This is a genomic window from Microbacterium sp. NPDC055357 (assembly GCF_053644835.1).
Genome location: NZ_JBSHLZ010000003.1, coordinates 96256 through 120305, shown reverse-complemented (window position 1 = coordinate 120305; position 24050 = coordinate 96256). Strand labels below are relative to the sequence as shown.

Here is a 24050-nt window from a genome sequence, read left to right as displayed (position 1 = left end):
CCGCGTTGCCTTTCTGCTCAGTGGGACAACGGTTGGTCGGGATCAGTGCGCCTGCTTAGCATGCGACGACCGGCACCTAGCCCTGGACGGAGTTGTCATGGCTGCATCAGCATCCAAAACCCTCACGAGCGAACAGACTCGAGAACTCGATGAGGTGTTCGCGCGGGCACAGGCGGCGCTCGCCGTCATCGAGACGTACGATCAAGCGCGCGTCGATCGCCTCATTCAGGCCATCGCCTGGGCCGTCGCGAATCGCTCGTCGTTTCACCGACTCGTCGACATGGGGATCGAAGAGTCCGGCCTCGGCGATTTCGACAGCCGCATGAACAAGCGCATGAAGATCCGCGGTGTCCTTCGCGACGCGTTGCGCAGCCCCTCCGTCGGCATCATCGAAACCGACGAAGAGCGCGGTCTCGTCAAGTACGGCAAGCCCGTCGGAGTGATCGGGTGCGTCGTGCCGACGACGAACCCCGATCTCACTCCCGCGGGGAACGCGATCTACGCCGTCAAGGCGCGCAATGTCGTCGTCTTCTCGCCGCATCCGCGCTCGAAGGACACCACCTTCGAGACCGTGCGTCTCATGCGCGAAGCGCTCGAGGCAGAAGGCGCTCCCGCCGACATCCTGCAGTGCATCACGCTGCCGAGCCTCACCGCATCGCAGGAGATCATGCGCCGCTCCGATCTGGTCATCGCGACCGGCGGACAGGGTCTCGTGCGCGCCGCGTACAGCTCGGGTACTCCCGCCTACGGCGTCGGCGCCGGCAATGCCACCGAGTTCGTCGATGAGACGGCCGATCTGAAAGAGACGGCGCGCAACTGCATGCTCTCCAAGACATCGGACTTCGGCTCGGGCTGTTCGGCAGACGGAAACGTCCTCGTGCCCGCGTCGCGGTACCAGGACATGCTCGCCGCACTGCAGGACGAAGGCGGTCACCTCGCGACCGCCGACCAGCGGGCTGCGTTGCAGGCGGTGATGTGGGATGACGAAGGCCACCGCCTCGCCGACACCGTCGCGGTGTCCCCGCAGGCGCTCGCCCGAGCCGCCGGGTTCGAGGTGCCGGCGAGCACGAAGTTCATCCTCGTCGAGGGCGACGGCATCGCCGATGACCGGCCGTTCTGCAAAGAGAAGCTGACGACGCTCATGGCGGTCCACGCATACGAGGGGAGCTTCGAAGACGGAGTCGAGGTCGCCAAGCGCCTCTACGACATCGGCGGCAAGGGTCACTCGTGCGGCATCGCGTCGAAGGACGACGCCCACGTCGACTATTTCGCCCGGCACATGCCGGTCTCGCGCATCATGGTGCGGCAGCCCAACTCGAAGGCGAACGCCGGTGCGTTCACGAATGGGATGCCGATGACCTCGTCGATGGGGTGCGGCACGTGGGGCGGCAACATCACGTCCGAGAACGTGTCGTTGAAGCACTACATGAACACGACCTGGGTCTCTCGGGTCATCGCCGAAGACCGGCCCTCAGACGAGGAGCTCTTCGGTGACTTCTACGACGCTGCTCTCGAAGCGGCCGAACCGTCAGCGGTCGCTCGGTGAGCACGATCGATGAGTCGACCACGGGCGAATCCGCCGAGGCCCTCGTCGCCGAAGCGCGCGGGTGGTGGCATACCGACATCATCGACATCCATCCCGGCGAGATCGCGCTGCGCGGGTATCCCATTCAGGACCTGATCGGCAACGCCGGCTTCGTCGACACCATCTGGCTCATGGTTCAGGGCGAACTGCCCACTCGGGCTCGCGCTGCGCTGTTCGAGGCCGCACTCGTGGCATCCGTCGATCACGGTCCGCAGGCGCCGTCGATCGCGATCGCGCGGATGGCGACGACGTGCGGAGCGCCCGTGAACGGCGCGATGGCGTCGGCGATCAACGTTCTCGACGACATCCACGGCGGACCCGGACAGCAGTGCATGGAGATCTACCTCGAGATCGACGCCGAGCTCGACAGCGCGGGCGACGTCCGCGAAGCGACGCGCCGCGTTCTGCAGCGACACCGCGACGCGGGACTCACGTACGTGCCGGGGTTCGGGCACCGTTTCCACCCCCTCGACCCGCGCACTCCGCGCCTTCTCTCGCTCGTCGACGACGCCGTCGCGCAGGGCGAGATCGATGGGCGGTTCGCCGAGATCGGCCGGGCCGTCGAAGACGAGATCAGCCACGGCCGGACACGACGCATCCCCATGAACGTCGACGGAGTGACCGCCGTCATCTACTGCGAGCTCGGTCTTCCGCCGGAGCTGGGTCGAGGTGTCTTCATCTTGGCGCGGTCGGTCGGCATCCTCGCGCATGCCTACGAGCAGATGACGCAGGGCGGACGGATCAAGGGACCCTTGCCGAAATCACTCGGATACACCTACACCGGACCGGCCCGACGCGCCGTCCCGAAAGAGACCGACCAATGAAGGAGAACGACATGAAAGACCTGGTGTCGAACCAGATCATCAGGTACTTGGAGGCGCGTGCCGTCGAGCACGTGTTCGGGTTGTGCGGGCACACCAACATCGCACTTCTGGCTGCCCTCGAAAAGAGCGAGCAGATCTCCTTCATCAATGTGCGTCACGAGCAGATCGCCTCGCACGCCGCCGACGGCTACGCGCGAGCGGGCAAGCGGACAGGTGTCGTGCTGTCGCACCTCGGGCCGGGCCTGACGAACGCCGCGACGGGGGTGGCGAACGCCGCACTCGATTCGATTCCGATGGTCGTCATCGCCGGCGACATCCCGACGCACTATTACGGGAAGCATCCGCATCAGGAGGTCAATCTCCACGCGGACGCGGCCCAATACGAGATCTACCGCCCGTTCGTGAAGCGGGCGTGGCGGGTCGACCAGCCGCACCTCATGGCCGAAGTGCTCGACAAGGCGTTCACGCTTGCGGAGAGCGGGCGACCCGGCCCCGTCCTGGTCGATGTGCCGATGGATGTCTTCTCGGCCGAGGTCGACGTCGCGACGTTCGACAAGGCGATCAGCAATACGCGCACGCTCGCGAAGCCCGGTCTCGACGAAGAGGTCGCCGAACAGATCGTGCGCAATCTGCTGGAGGCGGAGAACCCCGTGCTCTACGTCGGCGGCGGCGTGATCAGCGCCGACGCGACCGACGAGCTGCTGGAGTTCGCCGAGCTGCTCTCGCTGCCCGTGTCGCACAGCCTGATGGGCAAGGGCGCTGTCCCCGACGACAATCCGCTCGTGCTGGGCATGACCGGATTCTGGGGTACGGCGTTCACGAACGAGATGACCCGAACGGCCGACTGGATCCTCGCTCTCGGCACGCGCTTCGCCGAAGCGGACTCGAGCTCGTGGTATCCCGAGTACACATTCGACATCCCGAAGACCAAGCTGATGCAGATCGACATCGATCCCGCCGAGCTGGGGCGCAATTATCCGCTCGAGATCGGCGCGCTCGCCGACATGAAGTCCGCGCTCAAGACGCTCGTGCGCATCGCGCGCCGGCTCGCTCCCGAAACGATCGATCGCGCCGAGCTGATCGGCAGGATCGCCGCGAATCGCGACGATCTCAAGAGCCGCAATGCGGCGGCGCAGGTGTCGGAGGCGTGGCCCATGCGGCCCGAGCGCATCCTGGCCGAGGCGCGCGCCGTGCTGCCCGCCGACGCGATCATCACGACCGACGTCGGCTGGAACAAGAACGGCGTCGGTCAGCAGTTCGACATCCTGACGCCCGGTTCGATCCTGACACCCGGCGGGTTCGCGACGATGGGGTTCGGCGGTCCGGCCGCCGTCGGAGCCAAGATGGCCTGCCCCGACCGCGTCGTCGTCTCTCTCGTCGGCGACGGCGGCTTCGGGCAGAATCCCTCCGTCCTGGCGACGGCCCGCGAGCACAACACGCCCGTCGTGTGGGTCGTGATGAACAACAACGCGTATGGGACGATCGCCGGGCTCGAGAAGGCGGCGTTCGGCACGACGTACGGAACGGTCTTCGGCACGGCGGACGACCCCATGTATACCGACTTCGCAGCGATCGCGCGGGCATACGGCGTCACGGGCATCAAGGTCGAGTCAGCCGCGGAGTTCAGACCGGCGCTCGAGCGTGCGATCGCGCATGAGGGTCCCGTCGTGATCGACGTTTCGATGGTCAACGTCCCCACACCGACGACCGGCCACTGGAACATCCTCGACATCTACTCGCCTGACGAGAAGATCGAACACGTCGCGACCTCGTGACATGCCCAGCTCACGTCGGATGACCGGTGACGCCCATGAGTGACGAGTCTTCTGTCTCGATCTCCACGGTGTCGCTGGCGGGCACGCTCCAGGACAAGATGCGGGCTGCCGTCGCGGCCGGATTCGGTGGGGTGGAACTGCTCGAATACGACCTCCTCGTGTCACCGTGGTCGCCCCGTCGCGTCGCCGAAGAGGCCGCGGACCTCGGTCTCTCGATCGATGTATACCAGCCGCTGCATGTTGAAGCCGTCCGGCCCGGCCTGTTCGATGCCCGCCTGCGCCACGCCGAACGCAAGCTCGATCTGGTGAGCGAGCTCGGCGCGCGCGTGCTCGTCTGCTGCTCGACGACCTCGGACGACGGAATCGACGACGACGAGCTCGCCGCGGAGCAGCTGTCGCGCATCGCCGACCTGGCCGCGCAGCGAGGTGTTCGACTCGCGCTCGAGGCGGTGCCGTGGGGCCGCGTCCGCACGCACGAGCACGCGTGGCGCATCGTCCGGCGGGCCGATCATGCCGCTCTCGGAATGTGCCTGGACAGCTTCCACGTGCTCTCGCACGCCAACGATCCGCAGGTGGAGCTTGCCGCCTTCGATCCCGCGAAGATCTTCCATGTGCAGCTCGCCGACGCGCCGCGCGTCGGCATGGACGTGCGCGAATGGAGTCTGCACTCACGGGTGTTCCCGGGGCAGGGCGTGCTCGATGTCCACGGATTCCTCGAGCAGCTCGCGGTGAAGAGGTATCGAGGCTCGATCGCGCTCGAGGTGTTCAACGACGTCTATCAGCAGGAAGATCCACGCCACGCCGCGATCGATGCCATGCGGTCGGTGCGTGCGCTGGCCGAAGCTGTGGGGGAGCGCGGCCCGGCCGCCCTCCGGTCCGCATCGAGCACCCTTCCACCTGCTCCGCGCCTCGACGGGTACGCGTTCGTCGAGTTCGCGGTCGATGCGCTGTCGCGCCCCCTCCTCGCGCGCCTGCTGGGCAGGCTGGGCTTCACCCACACCGGGCAGCACCGCTCGAAGCCTGTCGAGCTGTGGGAGCAGGGAGACGCGCGCGTCCTTCTCGACCTCGCGCCCGACCGATCGATCGACCCCGCGACGGCGTCGATCATCGCGCTGGGGGTCGACACGTCAGACGCGCGCGCGTCCTTCCGGCGAGCGCAGAGCCTGCTCGCGCCCAAGCTCGCCCGCAAGCTCGGCGAGGGCGAAGCCGACCTGAACTCCGTCGCCACTCCCGACGGCACGGCGCTGTTCTTCTGCGAGGGGGATTGGCTCGCAGATTTCGAGCCGACGGGCGCTTCCGCATCGACGTCACCGCTCCTGCACGACATCGATCATGTGTCGATGACGGACTCCGTCGACGACTTCGAGCCGTCGACTCTCTTCCTCCGTACCGTGCTGGGCCTGTCGGCGGGTGAGCCGACCGAGGTCAATGCGCCGTTCGGCGTCGTGCACCGGTGGACTGCGACCGACCCGGCTCACCGCGTTCGAATCGCGCTGAGCACATCTCCGCTGCGCCGCGGGGACTGGGCTCCGAGCATCTCGAGCCCGCAGTCGATCGCGTTCCGCACCGACGACGTCGTCGCGTGTGCGCGGGCGCTGCACGACAGTGGAGCATCGATCCTGCGCATCCCCGGCAACTACTACGACGATCTCGAGGCGCGGGTCGGCCTTCCGGCTGACATGATCGCCGTGCTTCGCGAGAACGACATCGTCTACGACCGCGATCGACACGGCGAGTACCTGCACTTCTTCACCGAGATGGTGGGATCGCGGGTCTTCTTCGAGATCGTGCAGCGCATCGACGGTTACGACGGCTTCGGTGATCCGCACAGCGTCCCCCTCCGCATGTCGGCCCATCGCCGCCAGCGGATGCGGATGCTCGAGGTCACGTCATCGGAGGTTCCGACCGACCACCGCTACGACTACTCGCTCGCGCACCTGACCGCGCTGAGCCTGACGCCACCCGAACTCGTCGACGCAGCGGCCGCCGCCGGTTACCGCTACGTCGGCCTGCGCATGACGAAGGTGACGGCGCAAGAGCCCAACTACCCCCTCTCGTACGACCCGAAGCTGATGCGGGCCACGAAGACGCACCTGGCGGCCATGGGGGTCGAAGTGCTCGACATCGAGCTCGCCCGCATGACCTCGAGTGACAGCCCACGCGACTACCTGCGCTTTCTCGAAGCGGGCGCCGAGCTCGGCGCCCGCCACGTCATCACGCAGCTCCCCGACGCCGATTTCGCGCGCAAGTCCGACCGATTCGCCGAGTTGTGCGAGCTCGCGCGACCCCTCGGGCTCACGCTCGATCTGGAGTTCCCCTCGTGGACCGAGACGCCGAACCTCTCTGAGGCCGTTCGCGTGCTGCGCGCCGCTGATCAGCCGAACGCGGGGCTCCTCATCGATGCGCTGCACTTCTGGCGATCCGGATCGACGCTCGACGAGTTGCGCGCGCTGCCGCGCGAGTGGTTCCACTACGTGCACGTGTGCGACGCACCCGGAGAGATCCCCACAACGACCGAAGGGCTCATCCACACGGCCCGGTTCGAACGGCTGTTTCCGGGCGAAGGCGACCTCGACATCGCCGGCATCCTCGACGCGCTTCCACCGAACCTGCCCCTGGCGCTCGAGATCCCCCGTGCGACCCTCGTCGCCCAGGTCGGAGCGAAGGAGCACGCGCGGCTCGCGATCGCCGCGTCACGCCGTCATCTGGATGCCGCGGCGCCATCTCTCGCGGGCGGTTGAGAGCCTGCGGCCTCGACGCGCGGAGCGGGGGGATGAGATCCTTGCGCCTCCGACACCCCGGTCGCCGCGAGCGAGAGTTCGAGCAGCTCGCGGAGCACGTCGCGGTCGACACCCGACAGTCGCGTCACGTACAGGCACGCCTTGCTGGCGCGGTGCTTGCCCAGTCGGTCGAGAAGATCGGGCCACCGCGTCGTGAAATCGGTGAGGAAGTAGATCGTGTGGTGCGCCGCGCCCGAGGCGAAGGCGAGGAGAGGCGCTTGTCCACTGTGCCCGCTCTCGTAGCGGTACTCGTATGTCCCGAAGCCGACGATGCGACCGGCCCAGACCACCGGCGGCTCGCCCGTGATCTCGCCGAACAGCTCGAGCAGCTCGTCGGCTTCGTCGCGGCGGGCACCCGTCGCTTTCTCGAGAGCCACCTCGACGGGAACGTCCGACGGTGACATCGCCGGCGACTTCTTCGCGGATCCTGTGTTCTCGCTCATGTCGAGTCCGTCCGTTCGCTGGTGATGACCATCCTGACGCGGCTGCCCCGCGACGATAACCCTCAGCAGGGTCGCGGGTCCTCGGTCATCTCTTCACGATAGGGCGCGACCGGTTTCAGCTCCACGGCATCGACGCGCAGACCCTACGCGCCGTTCGCCGCCCTCCAGTCGCCGATCAGCCGGCGAAGCTCGTCTTTGCGCGCGTCCGTCGCGAACGAGGCGATGATGGAGTTCTCGGCGAGGGTGGCGAGCTCGTGGGCGTCGAACCCGATGGCGGCGACGGCGTCGTAGTTGGCGCCGACGTAGCCGCCGAAGTAGGCCGGATCGTCGGAGTTGATGGTGACGAGCACCCCCGCGTCGAACAGTGCGCGAAGCGGGTGCGACCGGATGTCGGCGACGGCGCGCAGCCGCACGTTCGAGAGCGGGCAGACCGTGAGCGGGATCCGGTGCTCGACGAGGTAGTTGACCAGGTCGGCGTCTTCGATGGCGCGGATGCCGTGGTCGACGCGGTCGACCTGCAGGTCGGTGAGGGCTTCCCAGATGTACGCGGGCGGACCCTCCTCGCCCGCGTGAGCGACCCGGCGAAGCCCCCGGCTCTCGGCGCGCGCGAAGAGGCTCGCGAAGAGGGCCGGCGGATAGCCGACCTCGGCGGAGTCCAGCCCGACCCCCAGCAGCTCGTGCGCACGCGGCGCGATCTCGTCGAAGAGCGCCTCTGCCGATTCGACCGGAAGGTCGCGGACGAAACAGAGGATGAGCCCCCCGGTGATGTCCCATCGGCGCTCAGCCTCGCGGAACGCTGCGAGAAGACCGTCCATGACGACGCCCGGTGACACACCGTTGCGCTGGTGCACCTGCGCGTCGAAGAACATCTCCACGTGGCGCACGCCATCGGCGTGCGCGCGCGCGAAGTAGGCCAGCGCGAGGTCGGTGAAGTCCGCTTCTGTGCGAAGCACGGTCATGCAGACGTAGTACAGGTCGAGAAATGATCCGAGGTCGGTGAAGTCGTACCGGTCGCGCAGTTCCTCGACGTCTGCGAACGGCAGCTGCACGCCGTTTCGCGCCGCGAGCTCGAAGGCCAGCTCGGGTTCGAGCGTGCCTTCGATGTGCAGGTGCAGCTCCGCCTTCGCGAGGCTGCCGGTCTCGTCTTCGAGCGTTGCCGCCGACATCAGTCTCCTCAGGATCCAACCCAGGCCATCGGTACCAATCGACGCAAGTGCTCATAGAACCGGCGCCGCTTGACAAACCAATCATGCCATTGGTTCTATCGAGGAGCGACTCTCGTCGTGACCCGCACCCTTAGCTTCTTCTCGGTGCTTCTCCTCATCCCTAGGACACACCCGACATGACCACGCGTTCCCGCACCCGCACGTCCCTCATCGCCTCGGCGACCGCCCTCCTCGCCGCGCCCCTGCTGCTGGCGGGATGCTCCACTCCGCCGCCTGTCGACGAGGGCGGTGCATCCGGAGACAGCGACTTCATCGCGTGCGCCGTCTCGGGATCGGGCGGATGGAACGACAAGTCCTTCAACGAGCAGGTCTACGAGGGCCTGCAGACCGCGAAGAGCGATCTCGGCGTCACCGTCATCCCCTTCGAGTCGAAGACCGCCGATGACTTCCGCCCCGGCCTGGAATCGCTCGTCGACCAGGGCTGCAACCTCATCTTCAGCATCGGCTTCGACGCGAACGACGCCGTCAACGACGCGGCCGCAGCCAACCCCGACATCGACTTCGTCACGGTCGACGGCTTCGTGAAGGACGAGGCGACCACGAACCTGAAGGCCGTCACCTACGCGATGAGCGAGTCGGCGTTCCTGGGCGGCTACCTCGCGGCAGCGCACAGCGAGACGCACACGATCGGCACGTTCGGCGCGATCCAGAACGGTGCGATCACCGACTTCATGACCGGGTACTACAACGGCGCGCAGCAGTGGGCGGCAGACAACGACACGCCCACCCAGGTGCTCGGCTGGGATCCGGCCACCGAGACGGGCGTCTTCGTCGGCGACTTCGTCAACCAGGTGACCGCCAAGTCGATCTCGGCCGCGCAGCTCGATCAGGGAGCCGACGTGCTCTTCCCCGTCGCCGGCCCTCTCTTCGCCGCGACCGGTGAGGCGATCAAGGACTCCGGCAAGGACGTCGTCTTCATCGGCGTCGACTCCGACGTCGCGGTGACCGCCCCCGACTATGCCGCCATGATCCTCACCTCGGTCGAGAAGCGCACGACCGCGGCCGTGCTCGAGATCATCGCGCAGGCCAGCGCGGGCGAGTTCACCCCCGAGGCATACGTCGGAACGCTCGCCAACGCGGGCACGGGACTCTCGGCCTTCCACGACTTCGCCTCGGCGGTGAGCCCCGAACTGCAGAACGCCCTCGACGAACTCGCGACGCAGATCATCGACGGCTCCCTCGACACCCTCGGCTGAGCCCGGCTCCTCACGCAGAAGGCGCGCGCATGAAACTGGAGCTGCGAGGCATCACGAAGCGGTTCGGACCGCTCGTGGCCAACGACCGCATCGACCTCGAGGTTCTTCCCGGGCAGATCCACTGCCTGCTCGGTGAGAACGGCGCCGGCAAGTCGACGCTGATGAACATCCTCTACGGGCTGTACCGCGCCGAAGAGGGCGAGATCCTCCTCGACGGTGTGCCGCAGCACTTCGGCGGACCCGGCGACGCGATGCAGGCGGGGATCGGGATGGTCCACCAGCACTTCATGCTCATCCCGGTCTTCACCGTGACCGAGAACGTCATGCTGGGCCACGAGAACTCCCGGCGCGGTGGGCGGCTGAACACGGATGCCGGGCGGCAGACCGTGCGACGCATCTCGCAGCAGCTGGGGTTCGAGATCGACCCGGATGCCCTCGTCGAAGACCTGCCGGTCGGTGTGCAGCAGCGCGTCGAGATCGTCAAAGCCCTCTCGCGTCAGGCGAAAGTGCTCGTCTTCGATGAGCCGACGGCCGTGCTCACGCCGCAGGAGACGGACGAGCTCATGCAGATCATGCGCCAGTTGCGGGATGCCGGTACCGCGATCGTGTTCATCACGCACAAGCTGCGCGAAGTGCGCGAAGTCGCCGACACCATCACCGTCATGCGCCACGGGAAGATCGTCGGCCAGGCCGCTCCGACGGCGAGCAGCGCGGAGCTCGCGACGATGATGGTCGGCCGTCCCGTGCAGCTGACGGTCGACAAGAAGCCGGCGCAGCCGCAGCAGGACGGCGGTCTCGTCGTCGACAACCTCACGGTGCTCGATGCCAACGGGCACCGTGCCGTCGACCGGGTCTCGTTCCACGCTCGCGCCGGCGAGATCCTCGCCGTGGCCGGGGTGCAGGGCAATGGGCAGACCGAACTGGTCGAGGCGATCATGGGTCTGCGCGAGGCGACGAGCGGCAGCATCCGTCTGGATGACACGTCGCTCACGGGAATGGACGTCCGCGACATCATCGCTGCCGGTGTCGGATACGTGCCCGAAGACCGGCACCACGACGCCATCGTGTCCGAGTTCACGCTGGCCGAGAACCTGATGCTCAACCGGTCGCACGACCGACCCTTCGTCGCGCACGCGACGATCCAGAATCAGGCGCTCGATCAGTTCAGTCGAGATCGGATGGACGAGTTCGATGTGCGTGCGGGCGGTATCGACAGCCCGATCGGCACGCTCTCGGGCGGCAATCAGCAGAAGGTCGTTCTGGCGCGCGAGCTCAGCCGCGACCTGCGCGTGTTCATCGCCTCGCAGCCGACCCGCGGGATCGATGTCGGATCGATCGAGTTCGTGCACAACCGCATCGTCGACGCGCGCGACGCCGGCGTCGCCGTGCTCGTCGTATCCACCGAGCTCGACGAGGTCGCCGCCCTCGCGGACCGGATCATGGTGATGTACCACGGTCAGATCGTCGGCATCGTGCCCGCGGACACCCCGCGCGACGACCTCGGCCTCATGATGGCCGGCATCCTTCCCGACGCCCAGGAGGCGACCGCATGACCATGCCTGCCTCCGAGCAGACCCGATCGGGCAGTCGAGACCGGCGGCGCCGTGTCGACTGGCACGGCGCGCTGCGCGCCGCGACGACGGGCAGCGCCATGATCGCGGTGCTGTCCATCGTGGTCGCCCTCTTCATCGGCGCGGTCCTGATCGCCGCGACGAACGACGACGTCATCGCGGCATCCGCCTACTTCTTCGGGCGCCCCATGGACATGCTCGTCGCGATCTGGGAGGCGGTGACCGGTGCCTACGGCGCGCTGTTCCGCGGGTCGGTCATCAACTTCTCGGCACCCGACTTCCCCTCGGCGATCAAGCCGCTGACCGACACCCTCACCTTCGCGACCCCGCTCATCATCGCGGGGCTGGGCGTGGCGATGGCGTTCCGCGCGGGCCTGTTCAACATCGGCGGCCGCGGACAGATGCTCATCGCCGCGGGAGCCGCCGGCTGGGTCGGCTTCACCCTCGACCTGCCGTGGGGCCTGCACATGCTCGCCGCCGTCGTCGCCGGCATCATCGGCGGAGCACTGTGGGGCGGTCTCGTCGGCCTGCTCAAGGCACGCACCGGCGCGCACGAAGTGATCACGACGATCATGCTGAACTACGTCGCGTTCTACCTGATCTCGTACCTGCTGCGCACGCCGCTGCTGCAGGCGCCGGGTCAGAACAACGCCAAGTCGCCGCCCATCGACGACACCGCCGTCTTCCCGCTGCTCCTCGGCGACCGCTACAACCTGCACTTCGGCTTCGTCCTCGCCGTCGTCGTCACGATCGGCGGCGCCTGGCTGATCAACCGGTCCTCGATCGGCTTCCGCTTCCGCGCCGTCGGGTTCAACCCGCACGCCGCCCGGGTCGCCGGCATCGACGTCGGCCGCACCTACGTGCTCGCCATGCTCGTCTCGGGCGGCCTCCTCGGCCTCGCCGGCGCGAGCCAGGTGCTCGGCACCAACACCTCGGGCTTCACCGGCGGGGTGGACGCCGGAATCGGGTTCGACGCGATCATCGTCGCCCTGCTCGGACGCTCCCGCCCCTGGGGCGTCTTCGCCGCCGGCATCCTCTTCGGCGCCTTCAAAGCCGGCGGGTTCGTCATGCAGGCTTCCGAGGGCGTGTCCGCCGACATCGTCGTGGTCGTGCAGGCGATCATCGTGCTGCTCATCGCCGCACCGCCGCTGGTCCGGGCCATCTTCCACCTGCCCCAGCCCAGCACGACCTTCGCGAAGGGTGCGGTGTCATGACGGTCCCCACGATCACCCCGCTCGTCCCGACCGAAGACGACGACATCCCCACGCCCCGCAGCTGGCGCACCCCGACGATCCTCGCGACCCTCGCCCTCGCCGCGACGGCGCTGTTCCTGGGCATCCCGCGCACGCAGGCGACGACGTTCCGGCTCTCCACCGACACCGACGTCATCGCTCTCCCCGACCTCGTCGTGCCCGGTTCCGCCGCCGTCGTCGCTGCGGTGCTGCTCCTCATCGGGGCGGGCACGTCAGCCGTGCGGGCGTATCGGCACCGACCGACGCCCCTGTGGGTCAGCGTCGTGTTCGGCGTCGTCCTGGTCAACGGCTTCCTGATCTGGGCGGGGTCCGGAGCGACCCTCCCGCTCACGGGTCTGCTCGTCGGAACCCTCAGCGTCTCGGTGCCGCTGATCTTCGGCTCGCTCAGCGGCGTGATCTCCGAGCGCGTCGGGGTCGTCAACGTCGCGATCGAGGCGCAGTTCCTCGCCGGTGCGTTCTCGGGTGCCGTCGCGGCATCCCTCACCGGCAACCTCTTCGCGGGCCTCGTCGCCGCCATGATCGCGGGGATGCTGGTGGGCGCGGTGCTCGCGGTGTTCTCGATCCGCTACGTCGTCGATCAGGTCATCGTCGGCATCGTCCTGAACGTGCTCGTCACGGGGTTCACGGCCTTCCTGTTCACGCAGGTGCTGAGCCCCAACGCCGCGGCCTTGAACTCGCCGCCCCGGTTCGCGGCGCTTCCCATCCCGTTCCTCGCCGACATCCCGATCATCGGGCCCGTGCTGTTCCAGCAGACACTCATCGTCTACGTCATGTACGTCGCCGTCGCGGTGGTCTGGTACGCCCTGTTCCACACGACGTGGGGTCTGCGCGTCCGCGCTGTGGGCGAGCACCCGCAGGCCGCCGACACGGTCGGCATCCCGGTCAATCGCACGAGGTTCCGCACCGTCGTGCTCGGGGGTCTGGTCGCCGGTCTCGGCGGCTCGTACTTCACCCTCGGGTCGGTCGGCTCGTTCAACATCGACATGACGGCCGGCGCGGGGTTCATCGCGCTCGCCGCCGTGATCTTCGGGCGGTGGGACCCCATCCGCTCGACCCTGGCGGCGCTTCTGTTCGGCTTCGCCAGCAGCCTGCAATACGTTCTCAGCATCATCGGCTCTCCCGTGCCGAGCGAGCTCATGCTGATGCTGCCCTATGTCGTCACGATCTTCGCCGTCGCCGGTCTCGTCGGACACGTCCGCGGACCCGCCGCGGCCGGCAAACCCTACGTGACCGCATGAACCAGACCCCCACACCCGCGAGGACCACGATGACCGACGACGAGTTGATCGCCCTTCTGCGCCCCGACTCCGCGCGCGCGGGGACCCCCGCGACGCAGCTGCGCGATGCCCTGGAGGCGCTCATCGACAACGGCACTCTCGAGAGCGGCCGCCGCCTGCCGACGGAACGGCACCTCGCCGAGACGCTCGACATCTCGCGGCTCGCGGTGCGGCAGGCACTCGAGGCGCTCCAGGCGCGCGGCGCCGTCGAGCGACGGCAGGGCTCGGGAACCTACGTGTCGTCGGCGCGCATCGAGGGCAACCTGCACCTGCTGAGCGGACTCTCCGACGAATTGAGCAGCGCGCAGCGGACGGTCACGACCCGCGTGCTGCAGTTCGGCTACTGCGCCGCCGACACCGCCGTGCGCGACGCGCTCGGGGTGGGGCCCGACGCGCTCGCCGTCATCCGGCTCGTGCGGGTGCGCTCGGTCGATGGCATCGCCTCGACCTTCGAGACATCCTGGCTGCCGTCGCCGATCGCCGCGCATCTGCTGGGGCAGGACCTCACGGATGCTTCGCTGTTCCGCCTGCTCGCCGAGACCCGCGGAATCGTTCCCGATCACGCCACGGAACGGCTGCGCAGCACCGTCTTGGACGCACAGGAGGCGCAGCAGCTCGAGACGCACGCCGGTGCGCCCGCGTTCCGCGTCAACCGCACGACGTACGACGCCGACGGTGCGCCCATCGAGTACGTCGAGACCCTGCTGCGCGGCGACCGGTACTTCTACGCCACGACGCTCGAGGCACCGCACCGGCTGCCCGACGCATCCGAACGTCTCAGCCAGTTCGAGACCCTCGCGGTGGACACCCGATGAGCATGTGGCCCGTCCGCCGGTTTCGCGACCTCACCCTGATCGATTCGCCCGACGGCAGCACGATCGTCATCGCCTGCGACTCGGTGGGCGGCATCGGATCGAAATCGTGCGACACGTTCACGACGGATGCACGTGCCGTGACCCATTTCGCCGCTCGCGTGCCGCTGCTCGAGGTGCTCGCCGCCGGCGCCGCCCCGACGGTGATCGTGGACACCTTGAGCGTCGAGAAGGACCCCTCGGCGATCGACATGATCGACGAGATCAGGGCGATGGCTCTCGAGCTGGGACTCGACCCCGACGTGAGCGTCACCGGCAGCACGGAAGACAACGTCGCCACGATCGCGACGGGCATCGGCGTCACCGTGATCGGCATCGCCCCGGCGGGCGCTTTCCGCGCGACGCGTGCCCGAGCCGGCGACCACGTCTACGCGGTCGGGGTGCCGCTGTCGGCCCCGCAGGACCGGTTGATCCCCGGCGACCCGCGGATGCCGGGTATCGCCGAGGTCGCTCTGCTGGCCGGCATGGACGGCGTGCACGAACTGCTGCCCGTCGGCTCGCAGGGCATCGCACACGAGATCGCACAGCTCGCGCAGGGCCTCGTGGTCACGGCCGCCGGGCCCCACCGCATCGACCGGGCCGTCACCTCCGGCCCCTCCACCTGCGTCCTCGTCGCCGTCGCGCCAGAGGCCGCCGGCACGCTCGCTCTTCGCGACGATCTCCCGATCGAGCTCGTCGCGACCCTCAGCACCGACAGTCCCAGTGAAAGGCACCACTCATGACCGCATCCACACTCACCACGGCGGCCATCGTGACGGACCGAGCCCGTGGCGCGCTCTACGGGGTCGCGCTCGGCGACGCGATGGGAATGCCCGGAGAGCTCTGGTCCCGCGCGAAGGTCGTCGACACGTTCGGCTGGATCGATCGGTTCCTGGATGCACCCGAGGGGCACCCCATCGTCGACGGGTGGGTCGCCGGCCAGGTGACCGACGACACCCAGCAGATGGTCATGCTCGCGGAATCCATCATCAACGCCGGTGGCACGGTCGACGTGCGCACGCTCGCCCGCGATCTCGTCGCCTGGGCGGACCGCGTCGGCGCGACCGAGGGCCGTTTTCTCGGGCCGACGAGCGCGCGCGTGATCCACGCGCTGCGCGAAGGTGCCGATCCGCTCGACACGGGAGTGGCCGGCCTCACCAACGGCGCCGCGATGCGCATCGCGCCGGTCGGAGTGCTGTGCCCCAGCGACGACCTCGAGAAGCTGGTCGATCAGGTCGAGGCGACCTGCGTCATCGCCCACCTCACCAACATCGCGATCGCCGGTGCCGCGATGATCGCGGCGGTCGTCTCGACCGGCATCGACGCACCCGAGGGCCAGAGCCGCGACGAGACCGTTGCCGCCGCGATCGACGCCGCGTACCGTGCCTGCGCGATCGGCATGACGCGCGGCAAGGATGAAGCGGCGGCCTCGCTTCTTCGCCGCACCGAGCTCGCCGTCGAGGCCGCGCGAAGCGACCGCAGCGACGACGACTTCCTGCAGTACGTCTACGACGTCGTCGGCGCCAACACCGATACCACCGAGTCGGTGCCCGCCGCCCTCGGTCTCGTCGTGCGCGCGAACGGCGACCCCGTCCGGGTCGCCGTCCTCTCGGCCAACCTCGGCGGTGACACCGACACCGTCGGCGCGATGGCCGGCGGGATGTGCGGAGCGATCGCCGGATACAGCGCCATCCCCGAAGAGATGAGCGAGCAGCTCGTGCGCGTCAACGAGCTCGACATCGAGCCGGTCATCGCGAAGCTCGTGGGCTACCGGCAGGCTGCGGTCTCGTCTCGCCGGGCCGTCACTGCCTGACGCGCGTCACCCCCACAGCCCGGCCGAGCCGAGCACCTTCGCGGGCGTCAGGCGGATGACGACACGCAGCGGGTTCGGACGCGGCTGCCGATAGCGGGCGGCGTAGAGCGCGACCGCGTGGGCGACCGCGTCCGGCTCGCGCTCGATGACGGCCGTGCCGGCCATGCTCGCCCACCGCGGGCCCGCCACCTGGGCCACCGTCGCGCGCGGGTCCCGCTCGATGTTGCGCACCTTCTGGCTGCCGTCCGACGTGATGATGCGGACCACACCTGCGTCGTCGAGCGTGTAGCCCACGGCGACGACATGGATGCCGGAATCCGGGCCGAGCGTCGAGAGGGTCGCGAGGTGGTATTCGGTGAAGAACCGTCGTCCGTCGTCGGTCAGGGTGGCGAGAGAAGTCATCCGCCCATTCTCTCGCGGCATCCGCGAATCCCGCCGTGAATCCAAACCCCTTGCGCTCACCAACTACTTTGCAGTACAAAGTAGGTATGAACGCACACACGGAAGGCACAGACGAGGACGCACCGCTCGCCCCTGAGCAGATGCTGGCGCTTCTGGAGAACCAGCGGCGCAGCGTCGAGGGCCAGGTCGCGAGCTTCGTCCCGACGATCATCCTGACGTGGGGCATCGCCTGGCTCGCCGGGTTCGGCGTGCTGTGGATGATCGACGGCCTGAAGCCCGATCTCTCGATCCCGCTCCCCGTCGCGGCCACGATCTTCGCGATCCTGATCGTGGGAGCCATCGTCCTCTCGGCGATACTGGGCATCCGTTCCGGCCGGGGCATGCGCGGCAACGCGGGCGACGCCTTCCAAGGCATCGTCTACGGCTGCGCCTGGATGCTCGGCGGCATCGCCATCGCCGTCTTCGGACAGGGTCTGATCGTCAACGGCATGGATCCTGAGGTCGCGAACATCTACTACCCCGTCGCCTACGTGCTCTTCGCGGGGCTCATGTACGTGGTCTCGGGTGCGATGTGGCGCGCCGTGCCGGCTCTGATCCTCGGGGTCTGGACGATCATCGTGGGCCTGGTCGCCCCGTTCTTCGGCTACCCCACGCACTACCTCTTCATGGCGCTGGCCGGCGGGCTCGGACTCATCGCGCTCGCCGTGGCGGCATTCATCCATCTCGCGCGACTGCGTCGCACGATCGCCAGGGCGGGTGAGGTGCGTCGTGGATGAGCTCGACCCCGTCATACACGCACAGGCGCGACTGCGCATCACTTCGGCGCTGGCGACTCTGGATGCCGGTGAGCAGATCGCCTTCCCGCGCCTTCAGGAGCTGCTCGGCATGACCGCCGGCAACCTCTCGACGCACCTGCGCAAGCTCGAGGACGCCGGCTACGTCGCCGTCGAGAAGACGCACGAGCGGCGCACCCCCGTGACGTACATCGCGCTGACCCGCACCGGCCGGCGCGCCTTCGAGGACTATATGGACGCTCTGCGGTCCATGCTGGGAGAGATGAAATGAGCGCTTCGCGACCGCCGCTCGCATCGCTGCGCGGCGTCACCCGCCGTTACGGCGACACGATCGCCGTCGACGATGTCACCCTCGAGATCCAGCCGGGGCAGATCGTCGGCATGCTGGGCCCGAACGGTGCCGGAAAGTCCACGATCCTCTCGCTCATCCAGGGCCTTCGCCGCCCGAGCGCGGGCAGCGTGACGCTCTTCGGCGGCGACCCGCGCGATGCGCCGAACCGGATGCGTCTGGGCGCGACCCCGCAGGAGACGGCGCTGCCCGATGCGCTGCGCGTCGGCGAAGTCATCGACTTCGTCGGGCGTCACTTCGATCGACGCACGCCGCCCGCCGCCCTCGCCGAGCAGTTCGGTCTCACCGATCTGCTGCGCCGCCAGACCGGGTCCCTCTCCGGCGGCCAGAAGCGGCGGCTGAGCGTCGCGCTCGCCTTCGCCGGGACCCCCGACCTCGTCCTCCTCGACGAGCCGACGACAGGGCTCGACATCGACGGGCGCCGGGCCCTGTGGGACGCCATCCGCGCCCAGCACGACACCGGCGTCACGGTCATCGTCACGAGTCACTACCTCGAAGAGATCGAAGCGCTCGCCGAGCGCGTCGTCGTCATCGGAGAGGGCCGCGTGCTCGCCGACGACCGGCTCGACGCCGTGCTGGGGCACGTCGGGCGCAGCCGGGTCGCGATGAAGACCGCGGATGCCGCGGCCATCGCACGGCTGGACACCTCGGGGTTCCACAAGACCGACGGCGACACCGAGGTGTTCACGACCACCGACTCGGACCGATTCATCGGCGACCTCGTGCGCAGCGGCATCCCGTTCCGGGATCTGACCGTACGCGGCGCGACCCTCGAAGAGGCGTTCCTCGCGCTCACGCGCACGGCCGACACCGCAACGACGACAGAGAGGCCTGCAGCATGACCACCACGATGGATGCCGCCACCCGGGTCGCCGATGCGCCACGGGCGCCCGCAGTCGCGCGACTGACGGCGCTTCACGCGAAATACACCCTGGTCGAGTTGTCCCGCACGCCGATCGCGATCATCGGGGCGATCGCGTTCCCGTCGCTCGCGCTGCTGTTCTTCGTCGTGCCGAACTCGACGGTCGCCTCGAACCCCGCGTTCGCGACGCAGGCGGTCATCTCGTTGTCGGTGTTCGCCGTCATGGCGAACGGGCTGTTCAGCTTCGGGCTCACGATCGCCGAGAACCGGCAGAAGCCGTGGGACCCGTACTTGCGCACGCTGCCCGCCCCGGGGATCGTGCGCGTGCTCGCGCAGATCTTCTCGACCGGCCTCATGGGGTTCGTCGCGATCCTTCCGGTCATCGTGATCGGCGCGCTCTTCACCGCCGCCGAGGCGTCGGCCGGCGGCATCCTGCTCGGACTCGTCGCCCTTGCCGTATCGGCGCTGCCGTTCATGCTGATCGGCATCTGCATCGGCTACGCGCTGCCCATGGCGGGGGCGATCGCCGTCGTGCAGGTCGTCATGTTCGGCCTCGCGTTCGCGGGCGGGCTGTTCCTGCCGCCCCTCATGTTCGCGGACTGGCTGAACGCGCTGTCGATGTGGTTCCCCTCGCGACAGGCGCGCGAGCTGGTCATCTGGGCCGTGCAGGGCGGTGAGCTGCCGTGGTGGGTCTGGACCGGCATCCTCGTCTGGACCGTGGTGCTGCTCGTCGCGGCGCTGACGCTGTTCCGTCGCGACGAAGGACGCCGCTACCGCTGACGCCCGCACAGGGTCGATTTCGGACGGTCGCGTATCCTTGCGCCATGACCCGCACGCGAAATCGACACGGGCGGGTGCGAGGCGTCGCATGACGGCTGGCAATGTCGTCGAGGTGCGGGGGCTGAGGAAGAGCTATCGCGACATCGAAGCCGTGCGCGGCATCGACTTCGACATCCGCCGCGGCGAGACCTTCGCGCTGCTCGGTCCGAACGGCGCCGGCAAGTCCACGACGATCGAGATCCTCGAGGGATACCGCGACCGCACGGCGGGCGAGGTCAGCGTCCTCGGCACGGATCCGCGCCGCGGCGGGCTCGCCTGGAAGTCCCGTCTGGGCATCGTGCTGCAGTCCAGCGGAGAGACGGGGACGACGACGGTGCGCGAGCAGCTCCGCCACTTCGCGGGCTACTATCCGAACCCGCGCGACGTCGACGAGGTCATCGCGGCGGTCGGGCTCGAGGCCAAGATCGACACGCGCATCTCGAAGCTCTCGGGCGGTCAGAAGCGCCGCGTCGATGTGGCGCTCGGCATCATCGGCCGCCCCGAACTGCTGTTCCTCGATGAGCCGACGACCGGCTTCGACCCCGAGGCCCGCCGCCATTTCTGGCAGCTGATCCGCCTGCTGCGCGACGAGGGCACCTCGATCCTGCTCACGACCCACTATCTCGACGAAGCCCAGCAGCTCTCCGACCGCGGCGGCATCATCGCCGGCGGCGAACTCGTCGCGATCGGCGCGATCGATGAACTGGGCGGAGCACAGGCGCGTATCCCGATCGTCCGATGGAGACAGGACGGGATGCCGCGCCAGGAACGCACGACCGAGCCCGGGCGCTTCGTGGCCGAGCTCCTGGCGCGCGGCGAACCCGAGCGACTCGAGGTCATCCGTCCGAGCCTCGAAGACATCTACCTCGAGCTCGTCGGAGAGACGGCGGCCGATGTCGAGGCGGTCATCTCGTGAGCACGACGGCGGTGCGGTTCGGACCGCTGCGCACGGTCCGGCTGGGCGTCAGGCGCGCCGGCTACGAGATCCGCTCGTACTTCCGGCAAGGCGACACCGTCTTCTTCACGTTCCTGTTCCCCCTGCTGATGCTGACGATCTTCGCCGTCGCCTTCAGCGACGCCGAGTTCGGCCGCACGCCCGACGGCGACGAGATGACGGCAGCGCAGTACTACCTGCCCGCGATGCTCGCCGCCGGTGTGCTGTTGTCGGGGCTGCAGAACATGGCGACCGACATCGCGATGGAGAAGAGCGACGGCACGCTCAAGCGACTCGCGGGCAGCCCGCTGTCGCCGGTCAGCTACTTCCTCGGCAAGATCGGGCAGGTGCTCGTGACGGGCATCCTGCAGGCGGCCGTGCTCATCGTCGTGGCGGCGACGGCCTTCGACGTGCCCCTGCCGACCGAGCCCTCGGCGTGGCTGACCTTCACCTGGGTCTTCCTCCTCGGGGTGACCACGTGCGCGATCCTCGGGATCGGGATGTCGGCCCTGCCCCGATCGGGCAAGAGCGCGACGGCCGTCATCATCCCGACCGTGCTCGTGCTGCAGTTCATCTCGGGCGTCTACATCCAGTTCTCGCTGCTGCCCGACTGGCTGCAGCAGATCGCGAACATCTTCCCGCTCGCGTGGCTCGCGCACGGCATGCGTGCCGTCTTCCTGCCCGAGAGCTACGCCTCGCTCGAGGCGGGGGAAGTGTGGAACCTCGGGGGCGTCGCGATCGTCTGCGGCATCTGGCTCGTCGCCGGACTCATCGTGACGCGACTCACCTTCCGCTGGATCCGCAAGGACTGACGCACGCCGGTCCGCGGCATCCGAGTGGGCAGACGCCGAAGCGCAAGGGGGTTCCCTGCGCGGCTGCCGCGGCGGATGCTGGCACTCAGGCGAACTCGTCGGTGACCGCACCCCCGCGTCATCGTGCCGAGTCGCAGCAACGAATGGAGCAGTGATGGCCACGCACAAAGTCGGCTACTTCGTCGGCAGCCTGTCGTCGACGTCGATCAACCGGACACTGTCGAAAGCCCTGATCCGTCTGGCGCCCGACGGCCTCGAGTTCACCGAGATCCCGATCGGCAACCTTCCGCTGTACAGCCAGGACTACGACGAGAACTACCCGCCCGAGGCGACCGCGCTGAAAGAGGCGATCGCCGCGTCGGACGCGGTGCTGTTCGTCACTCCCGAGTACAACCGATCGATCCCCGGCGCGCTCAAGAACGCGATCGACTGGGCCTCACGGCCGTGGGGTCAGAACTCGTTCGACCACATCCCCGCCGCCGTGATCGGCGCCTCGATCGGGCAGATCGGCACGGCCGTCGCCCAGCAGAGCCTGCGCGGTGTGCTGACGTTCTGCAACGCGCGGCAGATGACCGCTCCCGAGGCGTACATCTACTTCAAGCCCGACGACTACACCGAAGAGGGCGAGGTGACCTCGGAAGAGACCGCCGGGTTCCTGCGCGACTTCATGAACGAGTTCCGCGACCACATCGAACGGGTGCTCACGGTGCTGCCCCGCGACTGAGCGCGAGGGCCGCGCTCTGCGCCATGCTGGGAGGAGCCCCCGACTCGAAAGAGACCGCATGCCGCGCGACAGCTATTTCGTCCCCGCTGGACCCGACCGCTATTCGCCGACGGATCACGTCGGCGGCGCGTGGAGCGATGAGGACCTCCACGTCGCCACCGTCGCGGGCCTTCTCGTGCACCACATGGACCGGTGGCGCCGAGAGCACGGCGACGCCGACAAGGTGTTCGGGCGGATCAGCATCGACATCCTGGGCAGACTCACCCGCGGCGACATCGAGCTCGAGACGCGCCTGATCCGGCCCGGGCGCACGATCGAACTGCTCGAGACGACGGCCACGATCGCGGGACGGCCGACCCTGGCCGCTCGCGCGTGGCTGCTGGCGACCGAGGACACGCAGCAGGTCGCGGGTGGAGAGTGGATGCCGCTTCCCGCTCCCGATGCGCAGGCCGTGTACCCGATCGCCGAACTCTGGCGCGGAGGCTACATCAGCAGCATCCGCGCGCTCGCCGTCGGGCCGCGACGGCCCGGTCGTGCCGCGGCCTGGCTCACGACGGAGCTGGATCTCGTGGCGGGCGAGGAGACGAGCGAGCTCGCGCGATTCGTCGCGCTCGTCGACACGGCCAACGGCATCGCCGTGCGACAGAGTCCCGACGAGTGGCTCTTCCCGAACCTCGACCTGACGCTGCACTTCTTCCGCTCGCCGTCCGGCCCATGGGTGGGGCTCGACACGACCGTGACCTACGGGCCGTCGGGGGTCGGTCTCACGAGCACCGTGCTGCACGACCTCGACGGTCCCGTCGGGACGGCGCAGCAGATCCTCACGGTTCGGAGCCGCACGACGTAGGCGCGGGTAGCGTGGGATCGTGGCCCTGGCATCCCGTACGTCTCCGCGTCCTCCCCGTCCGTCGGTCGATCTCGTCGTCGTCGCGACCGCGCGGCTCAGCCCCCAGCTCGTGCGCGTGCGCCTCGGCGGTGAGGGTTTCGCGGCGTTCGAGAACCGGCCCGAGACCGACAAGTACGTCAAGCTGAAGTTCACCGCTCCCGAGGGGCATCCCGTCACGCGCACCTACACGGTGCGCAGCGTCGACGCCGCCGCCGGCACGCTCGACATCGATTTCGTCGTGCACGGCGACGAGGGCATCGCCGGTCCCTGGGCTGATTCCGTCCAGCCCGGTAGCGCGCTGAGCCTCACGGGGCCCGGCGGCGGATACTCCCCGAATCCGGATGCCGCGTGGTACCTCTTCGTCGGCGACCTGTCCGCGGTTCCCGCGATCGCCGCGGCCTTGGAGGCCCTGCCCGCCGACGCCGTCGGCACGGCGCTCCTCGAGGTCGACACCGAGGATGCCGTCATCGAGCTGACGGCCCCCGACGGCGTCGACGTGCAGTGGATCGTCGACCCGGCGCACACGGTCGATCTGCTGGCCGCCGCCGTGGGCCGGATCGACTGGCGCGAGGGGCCCGTCGACGTCTTCGCGCACGGTGAGCGCGAATCGATGAAGGCTCTGCGGCGTGTGCTGTTCGACGAGCGGGCGCTCGAGCGCACGCAGGTGTCGCTGTCGGGCTATTGGGCGCGCGGCCGTGCGGAAGACCGCTTCCAGGCCGAGAAGCGCGAACCGGTGGGGCAGATCTTCCCGTCGATCTGATCGGAGAAATCTTCGAGAAATTCTTGCGCTCCGGGGAACAGATGTACTATCCTGTGTTCAGGACAGCGTGTCAGGTGAGTAGCGGATTCTCGATCCACGGGTGTACGGCGACGG

The 24050-nt window shown here is 68.4% G+C and carries 23 protein-coding genes; 20 read left to right on the top strand and 3 right to left on the bottom strand.

Annotation, left to right across the window (positions count from 1 at the left end):
* Nucleotides 1-97 precede the first annotated feature (97 nt).
* From ACWICD_RS05855 to ACWICD_RS05840, 4 genes are read left to right on the top strand one after another with little or no spacing between them, the layout of a single operon-like run.
* Nucleotides 98-1546, top strand: a complete 1449-nt coding sequence (locus ACWICD_RS05855; protein WP_376129006.1) for an aldehyde dehydrogenase family protein — start codon at nucleotides 98-100, stop codon at nucleotides 1544-1546.
* Nucleotides 1543-2409 (top strand): citryl-CoA lyase, encoded by an 867-nt coding sequence (locus tag ACWICD_RS05850; protein WP_454139618.1) that lies wholly within the window; start codon nucleotides 1543-1545, stop codon nucleotides 2407-2409. Before ACWICD_RS05855 ends, ACWICD_RS05850 begins: the two co-directional genes overlap by 4 nt.
* An 11-nt stretch (nucleotides 2410-2420) precedes the next feature.
* Nucleotides 2421-4184, top strand: coding sequence for a thiamine pyrophosphate-binding protein (locus tag ACWICD_RS05845; RefSeq protein ID WP_376129003.1), 1764 nt, complete (start codon nucleotides 2421-2423; stop codon nucleotides 4182-4184).
* 35 nt (nucleotides 4185-4219) lie between these two features.
* Nucleotides 4220-6925: a TIM barrel protein gene (locus ACWICD_RS05840; RefSeq protein WP_376129065.1), complete on the top strand. Its 2706-nt coding sequence runs from the start codon at nucleotides 4220-4222 to the stop codon at nucleotides 6923-6925.
* On the opposite strand, the gene ACWICD_RS05835 is transcribed toward ACWICD_RS05840, so the two are convergent.
* Nucleotides 6886-7407: a DUF1801 domain-containing protein gene (locus ACWICD_RS05835; protein WP_376129001.1), complete on the bottom strand. Its 522-nt coding sequence runs from the start codon at nucleotides 7405-7407 to the stop codon at nucleotides 6886-6888. The genes ACWICD_RS05840 and ACWICD_RS05835 overlap by 40 nt on opposite strands.
* A gap of 143 nt (nucleotides 7408-7550) precedes the next feature.
* Nucleotides 7551-8573 carry an adenosine deaminase gene (locus ACWICD_RS05830; protein ID WP_454139617.1) on the bottom strand — a complete coding sequence of 341 codons (1023 nt, stop codon included), beginning with the start codon at nucleotides 8571-8573 and terminating at the stop codon, nucleotides 7551-7553.
* A 176-nt stretch (nucleotides 8574-8749) separates the two neighbouring features.
* Between ACWICD_RS05830 and ACWICD_RS05825 the strand changes: the two genes are divergently transcribed.
* From ACWICD_RS05825 to ACWICD_RS05795, 7 genes are read left to right on the top strand one after another with little or no spacing between them, the layout of a single operon-like run.
* Entirely contained in the window at nucleotides 8750-9829 is a 1080-nt protein-coding gene (locus tag ACWICD_RS05825) for a BMP family lipoprotein (RefSeq protein ID WP_376128997.1), read from the top strand.
* Between the two features lie 29 nt (nucleotides 9830-9858).
* Nucleotides 9859-11382, top strand: coding sequence for an ABC transporter ATP-binding protein (locus ACWICD_RS05820; protein ID WP_376128995.1), 1524 nt, complete (start codon nucleotides 9859-9861; stop codon nucleotides 11380-11382).
* A gap of 2 nt (nucleotides 11383-11384) precedes the next feature.
* The gene (locus tag ACWICD_RS05815) at nucleotides 11385-12614 is read left to right on the top strand and encodes an ABC transporter permease (protein ID WP_376129063.1); all 1230 of its coding nucleotides are present in this window, start codon (nucleotides 11385-11387) and stop codon (nucleotides 12612-12614) included.
* Nucleotides 12611-13891, top strand: coding sequence for an ABC transporter permease (locus ACWICD_RS05810; protein ID WP_454139616.1), 1281 nt, complete (start codon nucleotides 12611-12613; stop codon nucleotides 13889-13891). Before ACWICD_RS05815 ends, ACWICD_RS05810 begins: the two co-directional genes overlap by 4 nt.
* Nucleotides 13892-13920: 29 nt before the next feature.
* On the top strand, nucleotides 13921-14745 hold the full coding sequence (locus ACWICD_RS05805) for a GntR family transcriptional regulator (RefSeq protein ID WP_376128991.1): 825 nt from the start codon (nucleotides 13921-13923) through the stop codon (nucleotides 14743-14745).
* On the top strand, nucleotides 14742-15524 hold the full coding sequence (locus tag ACWICD_RS05800) for a hypothetical protein (RefSeq protein ID WP_376128989.1): 783 nt from the start codon (nucleotides 14742-14744) through the stop codon (nucleotides 15522-15524). The genes ACWICD_RS05805 and ACWICD_RS05800 overlap by 4 nt, the downstream gene beginning before the upstream one ends.
* Nucleotides 15521-16594, top strand: coding sequence for an ADP-ribosylglycohydrolase family protein (locus tag ACWICD_RS05795; RefSeq protein ID WP_454139615.1), 1074 nt, complete (start codon nucleotides 15521-15523; stop codon nucleotides 16592-16594). Before ACWICD_RS05800 ends, ACWICD_RS05795 begins: the two co-directional genes overlap by 4 nt.
* 6 nt (nucleotides 16595-16600) lie before the next feature.
* On the opposite strand, the gene ACWICD_RS05790 is transcribed toward ACWICD_RS05795, so the two are convergent.
* Nucleotides 16601-16996 carry a PPOX class F420-dependent oxidoreductase gene (locus tag ACWICD_RS05790; RefSeq protein WP_454139614.1) on the bottom strand — a complete coding sequence of 132 codons (396 nt, stop codon included), beginning with the start codon at nucleotides 16994-16996 and terminating at the stop codon, nucleotides 16601-16603.
* 86 nt (nucleotides 16997-17082) lie between these two features.
* Here ACWICD_RS05790 and ACWICD_RS05785 point away from each other — a divergent pair, with 86 nt between their 5' ends.
* The 9 genes from ACWICD_RS05785 (at nucleotide 17083) to ACWICD_RS05745 (ending at nucleotide 23936) form a co-directional block, all read left to right on the top strand.
* Nucleotides 17083-17772 (top strand): hypothetical protein, encoded by a 690-nt coding sequence (locus tag ACWICD_RS05785; protein WP_376127045.1) that lies wholly within the window; start codon nucleotides 17083-17085, stop codon nucleotides 17770-17772.
* Entirely contained in the window at nucleotides 17765-18061 is a 297-nt protein-coding gene (locus ACWICD_RS05780) for a transcriptional regulator (protein WP_376127043.1), read from the top strand. Before ACWICD_RS05785 ends, ACWICD_RS05780 begins: the two co-directional genes overlap by 8 nt.
* On the top strand, nucleotides 18058-18981 hold the full coding sequence (locus ACWICD_RS05775) for an ABC transporter ATP-binding protein (protein WP_454139613.1): 924 nt from the start codon (nucleotides 18058-18060) through the stop codon (nucleotides 18979-18981). Before ACWICD_RS05780 ends, ACWICD_RS05775 begins: the two co-directional genes overlap by 4 nt.
* Nucleotides 18978-19781, top strand: a complete 804-nt coding sequence (locus ACWICD_RS05770) for an ABC transporter permease (protein ID WP_376127039.1) — start codon at nucleotides 18978-18980, stop codon at nucleotides 19779-19781. Before ACWICD_RS05775 ends, ACWICD_RS05770 begins: the two co-directional genes overlap by 4 nt.
* 88 nt (nucleotides 19782-19869) lie before the next feature.
* Nucleotides 19870-20736 carry an ABC transporter ATP-binding protein gene (locus tag ACWICD_RS05765; protein WP_376127037.1) on the top strand — a complete coding sequence of 289 codons (867 nt, stop codon included), beginning with the start codon at nucleotides 19870-19872 and terminating at the stop codon, nucleotides 20734-20736.
* A complete protein-coding gene (locus ACWICD_RS05760; RefSeq protein WP_376127036.1) occupies nucleotides 20733-21566 on the top strand; it encodes an ABC transporter permease in 834 nt (277 codons plus the stop codon). Before ACWICD_RS05765 ends, ACWICD_RS05760 begins: the two co-directional genes overlap by 4 nt.
* A gap of 154 nt (nucleotides 21567-21720) precedes the next feature.
* Complete coding sequence (locus ACWICD_RS05755; RefSeq protein ID WP_376127034.1) at nucleotides 21721-22290, top strand: NADPH-dependent FMN reductase; 570 nt, start codon at nucleotides 21721-21723, stop codon at nucleotides 22288-22290.
* Nucleotides 22291-22348: 58 nt separating this feature from the next.
* Entirely contained in the window at nucleotides 22349-23137 is a 789-nt protein-coding gene (locus ACWICD_RS05750; RefSeq protein ID WP_454139612.1) for a thioesterase family protein, read from the top strand.
* A 25-nt stretch (nucleotides 23138-23162) separates the two neighbouring features.
* Entirely contained in the window at nucleotides 23163-23936 is a 774-nt protein-coding gene (locus ACWICD_RS05745; protein ID WP_454139749.1) for a siderophore-interacting protein, read from the top strand.
* Nucleotides 23937-24050: the final 114 nt, after the last annotated feature.